This is a genomic window from Pseudomonas sp. SA195, assembly GCF_054131565.1.
The window spans coordinates 4352060-4368771 of sequence record NZ_CP096392.1 but is presented as its reverse complement, the minus strand read 5'-3'; the positions used below and the strand labels follow the sequence as shown (position 1 = coordinate 4368771).

General features: G+C 61.8%; 11 protein-coding genes and 1 tRNA gene. All 12 read right to left on the bottom strand.

Features of this window, described 5'->3' with window-relative positions; genetic code table 11:
* Nucleotides 1-33: 33 nt before the first annotated feature.
* Nucleotides 34-1218, bottom strand: coding sequence for a polysaccharide pyruvyl transferase family protein (locus tag M1D78_RS20335; RefSeq protein WP_437421756.1), 1185 nt, complete (start codon nt 1216-1218; stop codon nt 34-36).
* An 8-nt stretch (nt 1219-1226) separates the two neighbouring features.
* Complete coding sequence (locus tag M1D78_RS20330) at nt 1227-2285, bottom strand: nitroreductase family protein (RefSeq protein WP_437421755.1); 1059 nt, start codon at nt 2283-2285, stop codon at nt 1227-1229.
* Entirely contained in the window at nt 2282-3610 is a 1329-nt protein-coding gene (locus M1D78_RS20325; RefSeq protein ID WP_437421754.1) for a flippase, read from the bottom strand. The genes M1D78_RS20330 and M1D78_RS20325 overlap by 4 nt, the downstream gene beginning before the upstream one ends.
* 645 nt (nt 3611-4255) lie before the next feature.
* Nucleotides 4256-5191: a restriction endonuclease gene (locus M1D78_RS20320; protein ID WP_437421753.1), complete on the bottom strand. Its 936-nt coding sequence runs from the start codon at nt 5189-5191 to the stop codon at nt 4256-4258.
* A gap of 392 nt (nt 5192-5583) precedes the next feature.
* Nucleotides 5584-6942: a restriction endonuclease subunit S gene (locus M1D78_RS20315; RefSeq protein ID WP_437421752.1), complete on the bottom strand. Its 1359-nt coding sequence runs from the start codon at nt 6940-6942 to the stop codon at nt 5584-5586.
* Nucleotides 6935-8482, bottom strand: a complete 1548-nt coding sequence (locus tag M1D78_RS20310; RefSeq protein WP_437421751.1) for a class I SAM-dependent DNA methyltransferase — start codon at nt 8480-8482, stop codon at nt 6935-6937. The genes M1D78_RS20315 and M1D78_RS20310 overlap by 8 nt, the downstream gene beginning before the upstream one ends.
* A gap of 35 nt (nt 8483-8517) precedes the next feature.
* On the bottom strand, nt 8518-9510 hold the full coding sequence (locus M1D78_RS20305; RefSeq protein WP_437421750.1) for an Abi family protein: 993 nt from the start codon (nt 9508-9510) through the stop codon (nt 8518-8520).
* Nucleotides 9511-9655: 145 nt separating this feature from the next.
* A complete protein-coding gene (hsdR, locus tag M1D78_RS20300; RefSeq protein WP_437421749.1) occupies nt 9656-13120 on the bottom strand; it encodes a type I restriction-modification system endonuclease in 3465 nt (1154 codons plus the stop codon).
* Nucleotides 13121-13316: 196 nt separating this feature from the next.
* Nucleotides 13317-13392 (bottom strand) — tRNA-Thr (locus tag M1D78_RS20295).
* A gap of 60 nt (nt 13393-13452) precedes the next feature.
* Complete coding sequence (locus M1D78_RS20290) at nt 13453-14676, bottom strand: methyltransferase (RefSeq protein WP_437421748.1); 1224 nt, start codon at nt 14674-14676, stop codon at nt 13453-13455.
* Nucleotides 14677-14768: 92 nt separating this feature from the next.
* Nucleotides 14769-16145 carry a TRAP transporter large permease gene (locus M1D78_RS20285; RefSeq protein ID WP_437421747.1) on the bottom strand — a complete coding sequence of 459 codons (1377 nt, stop codon included), beginning with the start codon at nt 16143-16145 and terminating at the stop codon, nt 14769-14771.
* Nucleotides 16138-16683 (bottom strand): TRAP transporter small permease subunit, encoded by a 546-nt coding sequence (locus tag M1D78_RS20280; RefSeq protein WP_437421746.1) that lies wholly within the window; start codon nt 16681-16683, stop codon nt 16138-16140. The genes M1D78_RS20285 and M1D78_RS20280 overlap by 8 nt, the downstream gene beginning before the upstream one ends.
* Nucleotides 16684-16712 lie beyond the last annotated feature (29 nt).

The following is a 16712-nucleotide window of genomic DNA, read 5'->3' as shown; positions in this document are numbered from 1 at the left end:
CCGGCCTTGCCGGCGGCGCTCATTCCTGCAGTCTTACGCGGCGCCCGCGGTCCTGGGGTTGGCCTGGCTCACGCGCTCGCATTGGTCGATGACATCGAATACCTGTTGCCACATCAGCTCGGATTGCTGCTTGAGCTGATCGGTGCGGGCCTGGATCACGCCAGCGATCCGGTCGCGCTCGTCGAGCACCAGGTCGATCTTGCGCTTGATTTCCGCTTCATCGGTCGTGACCTGTACCAGCCCCTCGGGGAAGCCGTAGTCGTCGAACAGCATCTGGTACTTGTGGCTCCAGCCGGTTGCCAGCGCCGGCACGCCCTGCGACAGCGCGCTGACCAGCCCATGGAAGCGGCTGCCCAGGGTTCCGCTGCAGGCGCCGAGGATGCCCTTGATTTCCAGCGGGCCGCTCTCCTTGACGATCGGGATGCCGCCCACCGCCGCTGATACCTGCTCGGCGAGCCGCCGGTCGCCCTGACCTTCGTGCACGAGCACGAACGGTTTGGCACCCTTCTCCACCAGATAGCTGGCGCAGCGGATCAGGAAGGGAAGATAGGCGTCACGGGTCTGCTGGTCAGTCTTGTCCAGCATCCGGCAGTTGGGGACGATGCAGAAGCGGTTTTGCTCGACATCGAAGTCCGGCGGCAGCACGCCCTTGATCAGATTGGTGAAGTCCGGCGCCTGGCGGATCTTGCCCTGCTCGCCGACCAGTTCGGTGAGGTAGTCGTAGGAAATACGCTCACGCGGGAAGATCAGGTCGATGTTCTCCACCGCGGTTTTCATCGCCGCCTGGTTCTTCTCGGATTTGAACGGGCCCAGCGCCTGGGGCAGCAGGATGACGCGGGTACCGTTCTTCTTCCAGCGCTTGGCTGATTGAGCGAGTTCGGCGCTGGGTTCGTCGCCCCATTGGTCGCTGTAGGCAAAGCCAGCCGCGTCGATGACAACGTCGATTTCCTTGTCCAGCACCACGCCATACATCTCGCGCAACTGGCGCGGCGCGAGATTCGCCAGGTCGCCCCACTGAATGCCGTAGCGCCATAGCGAGGCTTTGGGGAAGAAGCCCAGTTTCACGAACTTGCGATAAGGGTGGTCGGACTTCTCAGTGGTCGGGGCCATGACGAAAGTCGCGTCGGGATAGCGGGACTTCAACTTCTCCAGCGCAGCGTGCAGCATCAGTTCTGCACCTTTATTGACGAAGCCTGCTTTTCTGATCTCGATAATCATCGTTTGCCTCAGTTGTAGACGATCAAATCGTGCTCGGTCTTCTTGTCCGAATAAGGAATCCCTCCCGTTGGATCGGCATAACCCACCGCCAGTAGCATCACGGTGCGTTCGTAGTAGGCCAGGCCCAGTTTCTTTTCCAGCTTGCGCTCGGCCGACTCGATGTCAGGCCAGTTGATCGGGCAGGTCGACAGCCCAAGGCTCTCGAACGCCAGCATGAGTTGCATGGCCGCCAGCGAGCCGTCGATATACACAACGTGGCGGTCGCGCGCTTCCGGATAGCAGCCCAGGTCGCCGACCACGGCGATCACGCAGGGCAGGTTGTCGTGAAAGCCGCCGGTGCCGCCTGCGCACTGCGCGATGTCGGCCGCCTTGGCCGCGTCGTTGCTGACGTAAAAGCGGAACGGCTGGCGGTTGCACGCCGAGGGCGCAAGTGACGCCGCCCGCACGGCCTGCTCGATCAGTTCGTTGCTGACCGGCTTGTCCTGATACCAGCGCACCGAGCGGCGGCGGCGGAACAGCACCATCAGCTGCTCGTAGCTGACCGGGCACTCGGGCAGATCGCTATGCGGGTACGGCACGCAGCGGCCGGCGCTCTCGTCCCGTTGCGCATTGGCAAATTCACGTCGAGCGGAGTCGATCCGTGGCGAGCTCTGCACGGCGGAGAAATAGTCGGTGAGCACATCGTTGGCCCAGCGCTGCTGCCCGGTCACGACGCCGGCGTGTGTCGCCTCGGCGAAGCAGCGGACGGTCGGGCCGATGTAGTCCTCGGCGAAGGTGCTGCGGCGTGGCCGCATGATCAGGCCCTTCTCCAGCCGATGCACGTTGCGCCGCAGGAAGGCATCGTTTTCGCCTCGCCCTTGCATCAGGCGGGCGAACTGCAGGCGGCCGAGCAGGACGGCGCGGTGCTCGCGGTCGAACTCGCGGCTGATCAGGCAGTAATACAGCGAGGCCAGGAAGCCATTGCTGGAGAACAGCTGGACCAGGCCCAGGCGGCTGCGGTCGCGTATGCCCTTGAGCAGGTCCTTGACCGGCTCGGGCAGCATTCGAACAAGAGGCTTGAGGCTCATCGGAGGGCTCCTGCGGCATTGAACGCATAGCGGACGGGGCTGAACATCGACTTGGTCATCATGAAAAACACCGGCCGGGTCTTCTGATGCACCAGTAGCGCAGCGTACGAAGCGATTGCGTAGGAAAAGAGAGTGGCCATGGCTGCGCCTTCACCGCCGTAGCGCGGAATCAGCAGCAGGTTCAGGCCTATGTTGAACAGGGCGCCGAGGCCCTGGGTGATCAGTGAAAACATCAGGGCGCCCTCGATCAGGATCCAACGGCTGAACGCAGCACGCATGAAGATGAACACGCCGGCCCAAATATGGATGGTCAGGATCGAGGCGGAGTTCTGGTATTCGTCGCCAAACAGCAGGCCGATCAGCGGCGCGGCGATGAGTGACACGAGCACCGCCACGGCGACTGCCAGCACGAAGAGCACATCCAGCAACTGCTGGAACCGCCGGTTGAACATCGCGCCGTCGGCCGCATGAAGCTTGATCAGCTTGGGGAAGAAGGAGGCAACGATGGCCGTCGGCAGGAAATACCACGCCTCGGACAGCTGGGCGGCGACGGCGTATACACCCACTTCCTCGGCCCCGATCATCCACTTGAGCATGACCTGGTCGATCTTCATGTAGATCACCGCGAAGATCGAGCCGAGGTAGATGATCCAGCCCTGCGCGAGCAGCTCGCGCGCCTTGGCGAAACTGGCCTTCCAGCTGGTGACCGAGACCCGAGTGGTGCCCTTGTAAAGGATCGCCAGAATGATCGCTGCCGCGACGAACTGTGCGGTGTGCGCGAAGGCGAAGGCCACCACGCTTGCACCGCCGAGCGCCAGCAGTAGTTTGAGCGCCGCCGCCAGGAGGATCGCGCAGGACTTGGCGATGGCCGGGTACTTGGCCTGTACTTGCGACTGGAACCAGTACTCCACCACATCGAAGGTCTGAAAGAAGATCGCCGAGGCGACGATCAGCAGCATCCAGAACTCGGTGCCGCCAACTTCCTCGAAGGCCAGCGCATACATCACGATCAGCGCGAAGCCGATGGCCATTCCGCTGAGCTTGAGCATAAAAGTGGTGCCAAGCGTCTCCGGCACCTTGTCCGGCTGCTTGACGACCTCGCGGACCACCAGCCCCGCCAGGCCCATATGGCCGGCCGAGGCGAATATCGCGGTCATCGAGATGGCGTACGCAAGGATGCCGTACTGCTCCGGCCCCAGATAACGGGCCAGCAACACGGCCGTAAGGAAGCCCACGCCGATGTTGAGCAGGCGTTCGGCCATCATCCAGGAGGCGTTGAACAGGTAGTGCTTGAGTTTGCTGAAGAGGGTCGTTATCGCGGTCATCGAGTGGCCTGGCTCCTCAAAGGCGGACTTCGTGGTGGCAGGCTTAGCCTTTCGGTTGCGCTGGGGTGGCGACGCTTAGCTGACCGCGTTTCGCCGCGCATGTTCCGAAGGCGCAACGGTTAAAATGTATCGGGCTGGTTACCTGACGGAGCTTGGCAAAACGCCATCGGACCGCTCTAGCACGTTGCGTTTAACAACGGCGCGGCCTATAGCTGAGTCGCCGGGCAGAGTCGGGTAGGTGACCCCCGTTAATACACGGTTTAGACCGTCTCGGATCGGCCGGATTAACCCGTAATGGCGATTTCATTTTAAAAAGATGAACCTTTGCCATTAGTGGCACTCTTACTCCTCGCTGCCGCTGCTGGCCGGTTCGTGTCCCATTTCGATGCGTCACCTCCGCCTAGCACGGCGCGATTGCGGCCTCTGGCTCGCAGTCGTGGCTGCCGCGACGGATATCGCAAGCGCTTGGACGGCGTCAGGAAATGCGGCTCGGAGCCGCCGATAGGGACAGGACCCAGCCCAAACCAGAAGGCCCCGCTTCCATCAGGAGGCGGGGCCTTTTGCTTACCGGATAGCGGGTTGTACAACTAGACGAAGGGTCCGAACCGGTACGGCTGATGCGCAGCTATGTAGCGCCACAGCCGCTCAGCCGAGCGATTCGTCGAAGTAGTCGCTGTCGAGCCTGGGCACCTTGTAGAGCTGCGAACTCACGCCGACCTCATGGTCGAGCATCAGGTTGACCAGGCGTTTGCCGTCGACCAGCACCAGCCCTTCCACCGAGCGTGCGAACTCCACCGCCTGTGCAGTAAACCCGGAGGTGGTGATGAACACGCCGCGCCGCGCTTTCTGCCCGGCCAGGGCGCCGTAGAAGGCCTGGAGTTCAGGGCGGCCAACGGTGCTCTGCCAGCGCTTGGCCTGCACATAGACCTTTTCGAGCCCCAGCGCATCGAGCGAGATCACCCCGTCGATGCCGCCATCGCCGCTGCCGCCCACCTGCTGCAGCGCCTGGCGGTTCGCGCCGTAGCCCAGGCTGTGCAGCACATCGAGCACGATATGCTCGAAGCGCGTCGGGCTGGCTTGCAGCAGGCTGTCCAGCAGATCACCGGCGACGCTGGTGCGCAACTCGAGCAGCGCCTGGTCCAGCCGCTCCTGTGGGCTGCTGGTGGCGATTTCTGCCTGGGCGATCAGCGCTTGTGTGTCGCTGCTTTCATCCAGCGAGGCGGCATCTGGCGCCGTCTTCAGCTTCACGCTCATGAAATTCATCGCGAGATGTTCGACCTGCTCGGCGGTTAGCGGAGCCGGGTTGGCCTGGGCGAAGGCAAGGCCGTCGTCGGTCAGCTTCCAGTAGCCACGCTTGGCGCTGCTGGAATAGCCGGCGCGCTTGAGCCGGTCATGCGCCCAACCTGCGCGGTTCTTGTAAGTGGCCTGGCCGCTGGTGATGGTTTCCTGTCGCTGCGCCTCGCTCAGGCCGAGTGTCTGTGCGGCCGCTTCGTGAGCTTCGCTCGCCGTCGCGCCCTCTGGGTGGGCGGCGAGAAAACGCAGGATGGGCTCGATGAACTGGTCGTAGGTCGGCACGGACATGGTTCCTGGATCCTTAATGGCGCGTATTGGCGTATAGCCGAGGTATAGGCCTTGCAGATTTCGCAGGTGGAGAACCTTCTGCGGTCTGCCACCCTAAGTTGCTTTTACGTTGTACAGGTACGGGCTGCCACGCAACGCAGAATGCCGCTTCAGCAGGGTGAGCGTAGTCGCCGTGCAAAGGGATGAGCCGCATGGATGCGGCGAAAGGCTTAAAGGGCCATGGAAGGCCCTTGTAAGCCGGCCCTCGGAGCGGCGATGAAGTGAACGAACCCGGAGCGCAGCGCAGGGCCGGATGGCGGGGCTAGCCCTTTTGGTTCCTTTTGGGGCAATGCCAAAAGGAACCCGCCCAGCAGGGCGGAACCTGGCGCGAGTCGGTTTGCTGGCTGGCTGGTTCACGCTGATGCCTTTCTGCCGCGTTTGGCCTTGGGCTCGGCGGCGCGTTGGGCCTTGATGCGCTCCAGCAGCACGCTGGCCTGCTCGTCGTTCGGGTCCTGCGGCACCAGCTCGCCGCTGAAAGCCTTGGCAAGGATGCTTTGGGTCAGCCGGTCGATGCGTGCCTGGGCGGCTTTGACGCGGGCTTCGAGTTGGTCGGCGAAGGCGAAGAGTTGTTCGACGCGGCGGACGATTTCGGTTTGTTCCTCAACGCAGGGAACCGGGAACAAAAAATCTCGGCACTGGGAGAGCGATATGTTTACCTGGCCCGCCGATCCTTTGGTCTCGTTTATGATGCTGCGGAGATTTTCCCCGCCAAGAAGAACGATTGATATCCAGCCTGAGATGATGTTTTCACTCGGTCTAAAGAGAGTAATAGCTTGGTTTATATTCCACTCTGGCGACGTCGCCGGGATAGTCGCGACTTTTCCAAGTGGCGGGCCTACGATATTCATCACAACGTCGCCCGGCATTGTGATCGATTTCGATGATGCACCTCTGTGGATGGACTCCGAAATATATTGAGGTCGGTACTCGAAGCTAATCTCTTGATTTACGATGTTGTACACCTTCAGAAATGGAACTCCGGACTCGGAAAAACCCTCTTTTGGGGTACCACCGCTCTGTACCTTCTCGCACACATCTGCCGCACGTTGAAAACTCCAGTCGACTGCTGCACTAGCCTGCCACTCTTCAGTCAACCGCCCGGAAACGGCGGCGGCGAGGACGGATTGGCGGAAGCTTTTGAGCAGCGCGGGGATGCCGTCGATGCGGGCTTTAAGGGTGTCAACCTGGGCCAGCAGTTCATCGAGCTTGGCGGCGATGCGGGTTTGTTCGGCGAGTGGAGGCAGCGGAACTCTCAAATTCTCTAGTGCGCCGACCGAGATATTCGCAATATTTACAGTCTGGCTTGCTGAGGCTTTTAAAGCTCGCTGTGCCTCACTACTCTTTAGGTAGTAATAGACATATCGATGATCTATTTCTTTGCTTCTTATGGCCGATAGGAATGCTCCGAAACATGCCGTGCGGTCAGTCTCATTTATACATACCTTGCCGACAAGGTTCGAGCTGTTGGCCATCGACATCAATATGTCGTTTTTTCCAACTAATTGATCAGCTCTTTTAACGTAGTTTTCTGGGACGTAATAAATATTTTCCCAGAGCAGCTTCTCCTGAACATGCGATGTTCTAAGGCAAGCAACATACCCATCAGCAGGCTCGTGAACTTTTGACGAAGCAGGGAAAGTCACACCGCGGATAATGCTGGCGACGTCTCCAAGCTTACAGTCGGCCCAGTTCGCTAGCATTAACTCACTCATCCCCAGCCTCCTGAACCACCGAAAGCCCCATCACTTCCGCCATCAACTGCTTCTGCGCCACCACTTCATCTCCCGCACCCAACGCCTTCATCAGTGCTTCCAACTCATGCAGCGCCTCGGTCAGTTCGGCCATGGCTTCGCCGGCCAGTACTTCCGGGGCTGGGAGGTCGGCGGCGTCGAGGCTGCTGTCGTCCTTGAGCCAGCTGATATCCAGCGAGTCGCCGCGTTCGCGAATCTGCTCGCGGGTGAAGCAGCGGAAGCGGCTGGTTTCACCGATGCCCTCGACGTTTTCGGCACGGGGGCTACCGCCATTCGGGTCCTCGCCATAGGCATCTTCGAACGGCTTGAGGTGGGTGGGGCCGAAGGGGGTGCGCTTGCCGAAGCTGGGCATGTTGCTGCGCAGGTCGTAGATCCATACGCGGCTGGTGCAGCGCTTTTCCTGGCGTGGGTTGTCGGCCGTGCCTTTCTGGAAGAACAGCACGTTGGTCTTCACGCCCTGGGCGTAGAAGATGCCGGTGGGCAGGCGCAGGATGGTGTGCAGGTTGCACTTGTCCATCAGGTCTCGTCGCACGTCGGTGCCGACGCCGGCCTCGAATAGCACGTTGTCCGGCAGCACCACAGCGGCCCGCCCGCCCGGCTTGAGGCCGCGGTAGATGTGCTGGAGGAAGGCCAGCTGTTTGTTGCCGGTGCGGTAGGTGAGGTCGTCGCGGGTCGGGCCGCCGCCGCCCTTGGCGGTGCCGAATGGCGGGTTGGAGAGAATCACGTCGACCTTGGGCAGGCTGGCGCCGGTCTGGCCGAGGGCGTTGCCTAGGTGCACCACGCCCTCGGCGTCGCCTTCCATGCCGTGCAGTAGGCAGTTCATCAGCGCCAGCCGGCGTGTGCCAGACACCAGCTCGACGCCCACGTAGGCGTCGGTGCGCTGGAAGCGGCGGTCTTTTTCATTCAGCTCGTAGAGGTCATCGGTGTGCTGCTTGATGTAGGCGTCGGCGGCGATGAGAAAGCCTGCGGTGCCGGCAGCTGGGTCCTGGATGGTCTCGCCCGGCTGCGGCTTGATACAGCGGATGATGCTGTCGATCAGCGGGCGCGGGGTGAAGTACTGGCCGGCGCCGGATTTGGTCTCGCTGGCGTTCTTTTCCAGCAGGCCTTCGTAGAGATCACCGAGGCCGTCTTCGCGGGCGCTGAACCAGTCGATGCCGTCGAGGCTCTTGATCAGTTGCTCGAGGTGGCGCGGCTCCTTGAGGCGGGTCTGTGCATCGGCATAGATGGCGGCGATCAGCGGGTCCGGGTTCTTACCCAGATCCAGCAGCATCTGCCGGTAATGGTTGAGCAGGTTGAGCCCGGACTTGCCAGCCAGATCCGGCCAGCGCGCACCAATGGGCAGCTTGTGGCCAAAGCTGTCGTTGTTCTGCACCTGCTCGTATTCCATCTTGATGAACAACAGCAGCACAAGCTCAGTGACGTAATCGCTGTAGTTGATGCCGTCGTCACGCAGGACGTCGCAGAGGTTCCAGAGCTTCTGGACGATGTCGGAATTGGTCATGGGTACTCGCTAAAACAGTATTTAAGTAGGCGGCGTTAGTGAGGCGCGTGCCAGAAGGGATCATCTTGCCAGTGCTGCGGAAAGCCCATTGCGCGCAGGTCGACTTCAGGAAACTCTGCCAGAAGTTCATGCAGGCGCCGATCCCAGCTGGTGTGGGGGCTCGTCTGGCGCATCAAGTGATTGAGGATCGATAGCACGGAATACAGGCGCTTGTGCGTACCTGTTTTGAGGTACTCGGGCCAAGCAAACCGGGGTTTTTCTGGCAGCTTGGGTCGAATACCCAATTCGCGGTTCCACAGGCGAGCGTGGTGAGCGCATATATTTCGAATGGTGGTCAGGGTGTGCAGCCACGACTCCATCAGCGGTGCTGCCAGGTTCAAGCGCTTTGCGATGGCCTTTCGATCAGCGTCATGTGCAAGACCGGCATAGAGATGGGATAGGTCCCCGAGCGTTAGCTCTTCCACCATTGCCCAGCCCGGCATCAGCTCTGGATTTTGGTAGGTCAGCGGATAGTGGCGCGCGTAGCTCTCATGGGCGCGCTGTCGCTTCAGGTACGCCTTGCGCTCATCGTCGGGAAACCGGTCGATGTTCTTGCACTCACGCGCATAGTCTCGCAAGGCACGCACTTGTTTATCGCGGATGGTCTCGAGCAGGCGTTCATGGTTGTACTGGTGCTTAAAGACTTGGGCATCCAAATACCAATGAACCCCACGGCTGGGGCCCATGTGGTTGCTGATCATTGCGCGGGCTGCCACTTCCACCCGCTCCACGGCATCCATTACCAGCAGTCGTAGGCGGCGGTCAAAATCGTAAAGACGAGTCAGGCTGCGGAAACCTACGTCGGTACGGAAGCCATGCTGTGGATCGTCGACGACTTGAAAAGGCCGCATGTACGGCGTCAAGCGGAAGAAGCTGACGGCCTCCAGGAAGTGCCGGGCGCGCGCTTCGTCCTGGATCTGCAGGCCGCGCGCCTTGAGCAGGGCAAGCTGCTCGCCAATATCGATAGCGGGTTTGTCGAAGGTTCTCATGCGACAAAACCTGCGGGCATAAAAAACCCGCTCAATTTGTGCGTAACTGCCGAGGCGGTCATAGGCATGGCGGGTGTATTGCGCGCAAGCCTATGCACTACTGTCGGTTTTTGCAAGAGCCTGGGTTTTAAGGCGATCACCAGTTTCAACTCGCTTGTGCCCACAGGTGGCTGTTGATTTCTTCCAGCACCATGACGAGATGCCCGCCGAGCATTTTGTCCAGCCGAGTGCTGCCGCCGTCGTTCCTGAACGCCTCGCCAATCTGTTTCTGGTCGATCACCACCTCATGCACCAGCTGCTTGGCCAGACGGTCCAGCCATTTACGCTGGACCGGCGTCCAGGGTTGCAGGGTGTAGATCGTCTCCATGGCCTTGGCTACTCGCTGCTCGAACGGCAGCAGCGCTTCGCCGAGGGCGGCCTGGCGAATGAAGCCGACGATGCTGGCAGCGATCTCCTGGTTGGTCTGGTTGCGCCATGCGCTTTGGAGATTCACTTCGCTATATCCATGCCCATCGAGCAGCAGGCGCACCTCGCGCAACTGCTCTCGGGTCAGGTCCTGCGGGCGATTGACCACCACACCGAGGGCCACCGACTGGTTGAGCTGGTTCCGGATGAAATCGTTGAAGCTTTCCAAATAGTCGGCGGGCTTCTGGTTGGCGCCGTAGTTCTGCTCCCGGACCATCAACTCGTCCGTGTGGGTGGAGATCAACGGGTAGTTTTCGGAGCCGAGCAGGGCATTGACGGTGGCGAGCTGTTCGAGCAGCTGGCTGTGCTGGCGGACGAACTGCGCGGCCTGCTGCGGACCGAGCCCGTGTAGGTGCTGGTGCAGTTTTTCTGGTGCCACTCCCCAAGTGTCTTCCAGCTCGTCGAGTTTGCTCTTGAGGGTTGGTTTGCTCTCGGCCTTGTGGCTGGCCTTGCGCAGGATGCGCATCACCCGCTGGCTGAGCTGATCGAGCACGTCATGCGCATGGCTGGTCTCGGGCTGGCTGCCGGGCGCGTCGAGGCTGGCCGGGTTGGTCAGTTCGTTGACCAACTGCTCAAGGCTGATGCTAGGGTCCTTCACCAGCGGCTTCATGGTGTCCACGGGTTCGAGGCTGGCGTACAGGTCGACCGGGTCGTAGATGTTGAAAACGGTTTTTCCGATCTCGTCGCAGCGACGCGTGGCGCGGCCCTTCATCTGTTCGTAAAGGATGCGCGAGCGTACCCGGCGCATGAACACCAGATGGCAAATGCGCGGCACGTCGATGCCGGTGGTGAGCAGATCGACTGTGATGGCGATGCTCGGGTAGCGCTCGTTCTTGTACTGGCGAATCAGCTGTTCGACCTTGTCGCTCTGCCCGGTGATGATCTGTACGGCGGCCTGGTTGTAGTCATCGCCGTGAACGTCTTTGAAGGCTTCGTCGAGCAGGTTCTTCACGCGCTCGGCGTGGGCCTGGTTGACGCAGAAGATCATCGCTTTCTCATCGCCTGAAGGGTCCAGCTCCTGGGCCAGCTGCTCGCAGATCACCTTATCGAAACCGGGCGTAATCACGCGGCGGTTGAAGGATTCGATCTTGAAGTCGAGCTCGTCCTCCAGTTCCGCCACGTCCACCTCGCCAGTGCTGGTATCGATGATGCTGACGCTCTCGCCGCGGGCGAAGTGAATGCCGTTCTGGCTAAGCAGGGTCTGGTAGCGGATCGGCGGTTCATGGTCGATCAGCCAGTCGTCGGCCACCGCCTCTCGGTAGCTGTAGGTGTAGATCGGCGCGCCGAACACTTCGCTGGTGTGCTTGGCCGGCGTGGCGGTGAGGCCGATGCGGCAGGCGTCGAAGTAGTCGAGCACGCGGCGATACTGCGAGAGGTACTGGCTGAAGTCGCGCACTGCCAGTTCGCCTTCGGTCATCTCCTGGTCGAGTGTGTAACCACGGTGGGCCTCGTCGACGATGATGCAGTCGAACGCGTCGATGGGCGGCGGGTTGTCCGATTGGAAGATGCGACGCACCATGGCTTGCACAGTGGCGACCTGGATGCGCGTTTCGGCCTCGGCGGCCATGTCCCCCAGTTCCTTGATGTCGTAGATCTGCGCCAGCGTGTGGTTCTGCTCAAGGGTTGCTTCGTTGAACGCCTCGATGGCCTGCTGACCCAGGGCGCTGCGGTCGACGAGGAAGAGGATGCGCCGGAAGCGTTCGGCCTTCAGCAGGCGGTACATCAGGCCGATGATGGTGCGCGTCTTGCCAGTGCCGGTGGCCATGGCCAGCAGGCATTGGCGACGGTTGTCGGCGAGCGCCTGCTCGACGGCGCGGATGGCGTTTTCCTGATAGTCGCGCAGCTTGAGGTAGGCGAAGCCTTCTCCCTGAAGTCTGGCTTCGGCGTCTTCGCGGCTGCGTTTGAGCAGGTCGAGCAGGCCGTTCGGCGTGTGGAAGTCCTGCAGCGGCCGTCGCAGGTTGGCCGGGCTGCGCAGGTCGCGGAACCAGATGCCGGACTGCTCGGCCAGCTGCTTGATGAAGGGCCGGCCGTTACAGGCGAAGGCGAACGGGACTTGGAAATACCCACCCTGGCCGTCGGCCCAGCCTGCATCTTGCGCGGCGGGCTGCAGGTCGGCGGTGATGATCAGCTGGCGCGAATAGCGTTCGGCCTGGGGGATGCGGTCGGCAATGTTGATGCGCTTGCGCTTGGCTTCGACGATGGCGATGGGTGTGAGGCCAACGAACAGTACGTAGTCAGCGTTTTCTTTTGGCTTGCAGGTCGGCCATTCGGCGATGGCCTTGTTCTTGCCCTTTTCTGGGCGCGAGCCCTTGCCGTAGGTGAGGTCGAGCGAGTCGGCCTCCCAGCCGGCATCGTTAAGTTGCTGGTCGATGAGGATGCGGGTGAGGTCTTCGCTCAGGTCGAACTGACTGCTGGCCTGCTGAGTACTTTGCTTGACCTGCTGCACGGCCTGGGGCTGGGTGGCCAGTTGCTGCTGGAGCATCCTGAGGCTCTGCTCGTGTTCGCTGCGCAATTTGTTGAGCGCAGCTTCGTGCTCAGCGGCCAGTTGCTTATGGCTGCGAGACTCGGCATCCATCTGACTGGCAAGAACGGCGTATTCCTCGGCTTCACGCTTGAGCAGTTCAGCCAGCTGCTGATTACTCTCCAGTTGCTGACTGGATTCGCTGAGCTGGGCTTTGAGTTGTTCAATCTGGCTTTGCAGGTCGCGTAGCGGGGCGCTGGGGTCGCTGGGGATGACGAAAGGGCCGGCTTTGAAATTGCTGCCGGCCTTACCGAGTGCCTTGTGGTACCAGATACACAGTTCGCGGGCGACCTTAAGCCCGTCCAGCGCTTCCCGGTGCTGGGTGTGGAACTGGTGAGTGGCCTTGTTGCCTTCGATGCGCAGGGTGTGGAACAGGTTGCGGATATTCCCGTCGAGCTGGATCTCGCGGGTCAGTCTGTACAGCAGATCTGCCTGACTGAGGGTGGCGTCCAGTTCGATGCCAGCACGCGTCGCCAGATCCTGTGCCAGAGCCTCACCGAGTTGTCGCAGCTTGATCAGCGTAGTATTCGGATCGCTGGCGAATGTCCGCTCAGCCGCGCTGGCGAGCTGTGAGAACACCGGGTCGTGTTCCTTGAGAAAGGCGAAGTTACTGCTCTCGGCCATTGATCCGTCCCTGCGTCATCCATCCCGGTCGTCCGGGCCGTAAGTCGAACGGATGATGCCAGACACTGCAGGGCAGGTGTACTTGCGATAGGGCAAACGATTGTGGGCTGAAGAACCAGGGCCGCCGGTATCAGGCCAGAGGCCGCTCATTGGCAGAAACGAAAAAGGCCCGCATTTCTGCGAGCCTTTCAATTCGTGGTGCCGGCACCAGGAGTCGAACCCGGGACCTACTGATTACAAGTCAGTTGCTCTACCAGCTGAGCTATACCGGCCAAAAGAGGGCGCCATTATATCCATTGCTCGCAGGGAGTAAACCGTTTGTTGCCAGCAAGTTAGGGCATCGTGTCACGTTCGGCGAGGAGCATTAGGTTGCGTGGGGTCAGGCTGCTTGGGCAGAAGGTGCCGAGGCGGACCCGGTAGCCTTGTTCGTTGAGGAACAGGGCCCGGTCGAGCAGCAGCCAGAGTTCGAGCGGGCGGCGGAACAGGCCGCGCACGAGTTCGAGGTTGCGCACTTCGGCCAGGCGCTGCCAGCCGTGTCGTTCGAGCCGGGGCCAGTCCTGAGCGGGTAGGGGCGGCAGGGCCTTGAGAGCGGCCAGGTCCTGGCAGTAGACGGCGAAGGGCTTCTTGAGCCAGGCGCTCGGCAGCGATGGTGTGGGCAGGTAGGTATCTTCGCCGCGCACCTGCCGCTGGAGCAGGTCGAAGGCCAATCGCCAGGCCATGGACTGGTCACGTTGCCGGCGTTCCCGCGCGCCAGCTGTGACGGTTTCGCTCAGCGGCAGGCCAAGGTCGTCTCGCGACAGGACGAGTTTCGACCGCTTAGCGTGGGCAGACATTGGCTGGTAGCGTTCGGCCTGCGTGCGGTTGTAACAGCAGGGCGCCACGGCCAGCTGACGGCAACCACGCGCTGCGCCCAGCTGTAACAGGCGCACGTGCAGGTCGCCACAGGCGTGAAGTGCGACCGGTGTGGTCGCTGGGTCGAGATGGTGAGCGGCGTGCTCGTTCATGATGTCTTGCTGCACGTGGCTCGCGGCGATGCCCAATCGCTGGCTCAGGTGCTGGCCGGCGTCGACCAGTTTGGCGTCCCATTCCAGGCATGTCAGGTAACCGCCGTCGACCGCGAGCTGACGCCCCAGGTGGCCCTTGCCGGCGCACCAATCAAGCCATCGCGCCGGCTGTTCGGCGAAGCGGAGGGCGGCGCTGAACGCACGGATCTGCTCGTATTTGCGCCCGGGGACATCCACCGTGTGCCGTGAATCCTGCTCGGGCAGTTGCCGCAGTGGCAGGGGCTCGACCTGCGCGAGCAGGCGTGCCTGGGCCGCTAGCGCAGGGAAGGGCGCCGGCGCATCGAGGCCGGCCGGGTCGTTGTGCGCGGCTTCGGCATCGGCCAACGAGCGTGCACGCAGCCAGGTGGCGAGGGCCGGATGGGCGTCTTCCCAGGGCAGGTGGCGCTCGGTAAATGGGCGCGGGCGCCAGAGGGCCTGATGCTCGATCAGAAACGTGTCGAGCGAGCGAAAGCGGTCGGCGAGCGCCGCGTGGCTGGGGGCGGGTGTAGGCATGGCGAAGAGTGGCTGACGGGCGTGGCGCCCATCATCTCGCCGTTGGCCTGTAGTGGAAAGAGAGACGCCCGTCGAAACGGGCGTCTGGTGCTTCACTTGCCGTAGACCTGCTCGGGTAGCCAGGTCACCAGCCCCGGGAACTGGTAGGCGATGATTAGCAGCAGAAGCTGGATCAGGATGAAGGGCACCACGCCTTTATAGATGGTGCTGGTGGGCACGGACTTGGGCGTTACGCCGCGCAAGTAGAAGAGCGCGAAACCGAACGGTGGCGTGAGGAAGGAGGTTTGCAGGTTCAGCGCGATCATCACGCCGAGCCAGATCGGGTCCAAGCCCATGGCCAGCAGCACCGGGCCGACGATCGGAACCACGACGAAGGTGATTTCGATGAAGTCGAGAATGAAGCCGAGCAGGAAGATCACCAGCATCACGACGAAGAACGCACCCAGTACGCCGCCAGGCAGCTGGGCAAAGACGTCCTCGATCAGCACTTCGCCGCCGAAACCGCGGAAAACCAGGGAGAATAGCGAGGCGCCGATCAGGATCAGGAACACCATGGCGCTGATTTCCGTGGTGCCGTAGGCGACGTCACGCAATTGGCCGAAGTTCAGCTTGCCTTTGTAGAAGGCCAGCACCATCGCGCCCAAAGCGCCCAGCGCAGCGGCCTCGGTTGGTGTGGCGTAGCCGGCGAGGATCGAGCCGAGCACGGCGCTGATCAGCAGCAACGGCGGCACCAGCGCATTGATCAGCTTGCCCCACTCGATCGGGCCAAGCTCTTCCTGCGGAAGCGCCGGCAGCTTCTTCGGCTGCAGCACGGCGACAGCGATGATGTAGAGGATGTACAGGCCGACCAGCAGCAGGCCCGGTAGCAGGGCACCGACGAAGAGGTCACCGACCGACACCGTCTTGGGAGAGAAGATGCCCATTTTCAGCTGGGCCTGTTGGTAGGCGCTCGACATGACATCACCGAGCAGCACCAACACGATCGACGGCGGAATGATCTGCCCGAGGGTGCCGGTGGCGGCCAGCGTACCGGTGGAGATCGCCGGGTCGTAACCGCGGCGCAGCATGGTCGGCAGGGCCAGCAGGCCCATGGTGACCACGGTTGCGCCGACGATGCCGGTGCTCGCAGCCAGCAGCGCGCCGACCACGCAGACGGAAATCGCCAAGCCACCGCGCAAGGTGCCGAACAGCCGCGACATGGATTCGAGCAGATCCTCGGCGACCCGGCTCTTCTCCAGCATCACGCCCATGAAGACGAAGAGCGGCACGGCCAGCATCGTCTGGTTGTTCATGATGCCGAACAGGCGGTTGGGCAGGGCGCTGAGGTAGCCGCCGTCGAAGGTGCCGGTAACGATGCCGAGGCCGGCGAATAGCAGCGAGACGCCGCCGAGGGTGAACGCAACCGGGTAGCCGGCCATCAGGGCCGCACAAATGCTGACGAACAGCAGGATCGCCATCAACTCAGCCATGCTTCACCTCCGGCTCGGGCAAACGACCGGCGATGGCATAGCCCGCCTTGATGATTTCGGAGACGCCTTGAAGCGCGAGGCAAACCACCAGCACCAAGATGATGCTTTTCTGCAGATACACGAACTTCAAACCGCCCGATTCGCTGGACGCTTCCAGCGTCGCCCAGGAATTGCTGACGTAATCCCAGCTGGCCCAGGCGAGGAACAGGCAGACCGGGAGCAGGAAAAGCAGCGTGCCGAGCAATTCGACTACCGCCTGATAGCGGGGGCTGAAGCGCTGGTAGAAGATGTCGACGCGAACGTGGCCGTTGCGTTGCAGAACCCAGGCGGCGGCGCCCATGAACACTAGGGCATGCGCGTAGAGGACGGCTTCCTGGAGAGCGGTGGCGCCGATGCCGAACCCGTAGCGCAGCACCACCACGACTGCAGTGCCGATGACTAGGAACAGGGTCAACCAGGCGCATGCCTGGCCGAACCGAGCGTTGCAAGCGTCGATCAGACGCGCAAGGCCCAGCAATGGAGGGGCGTGTTTCGACATGGCAGGACCTTTATTGTTATGGGGGTACG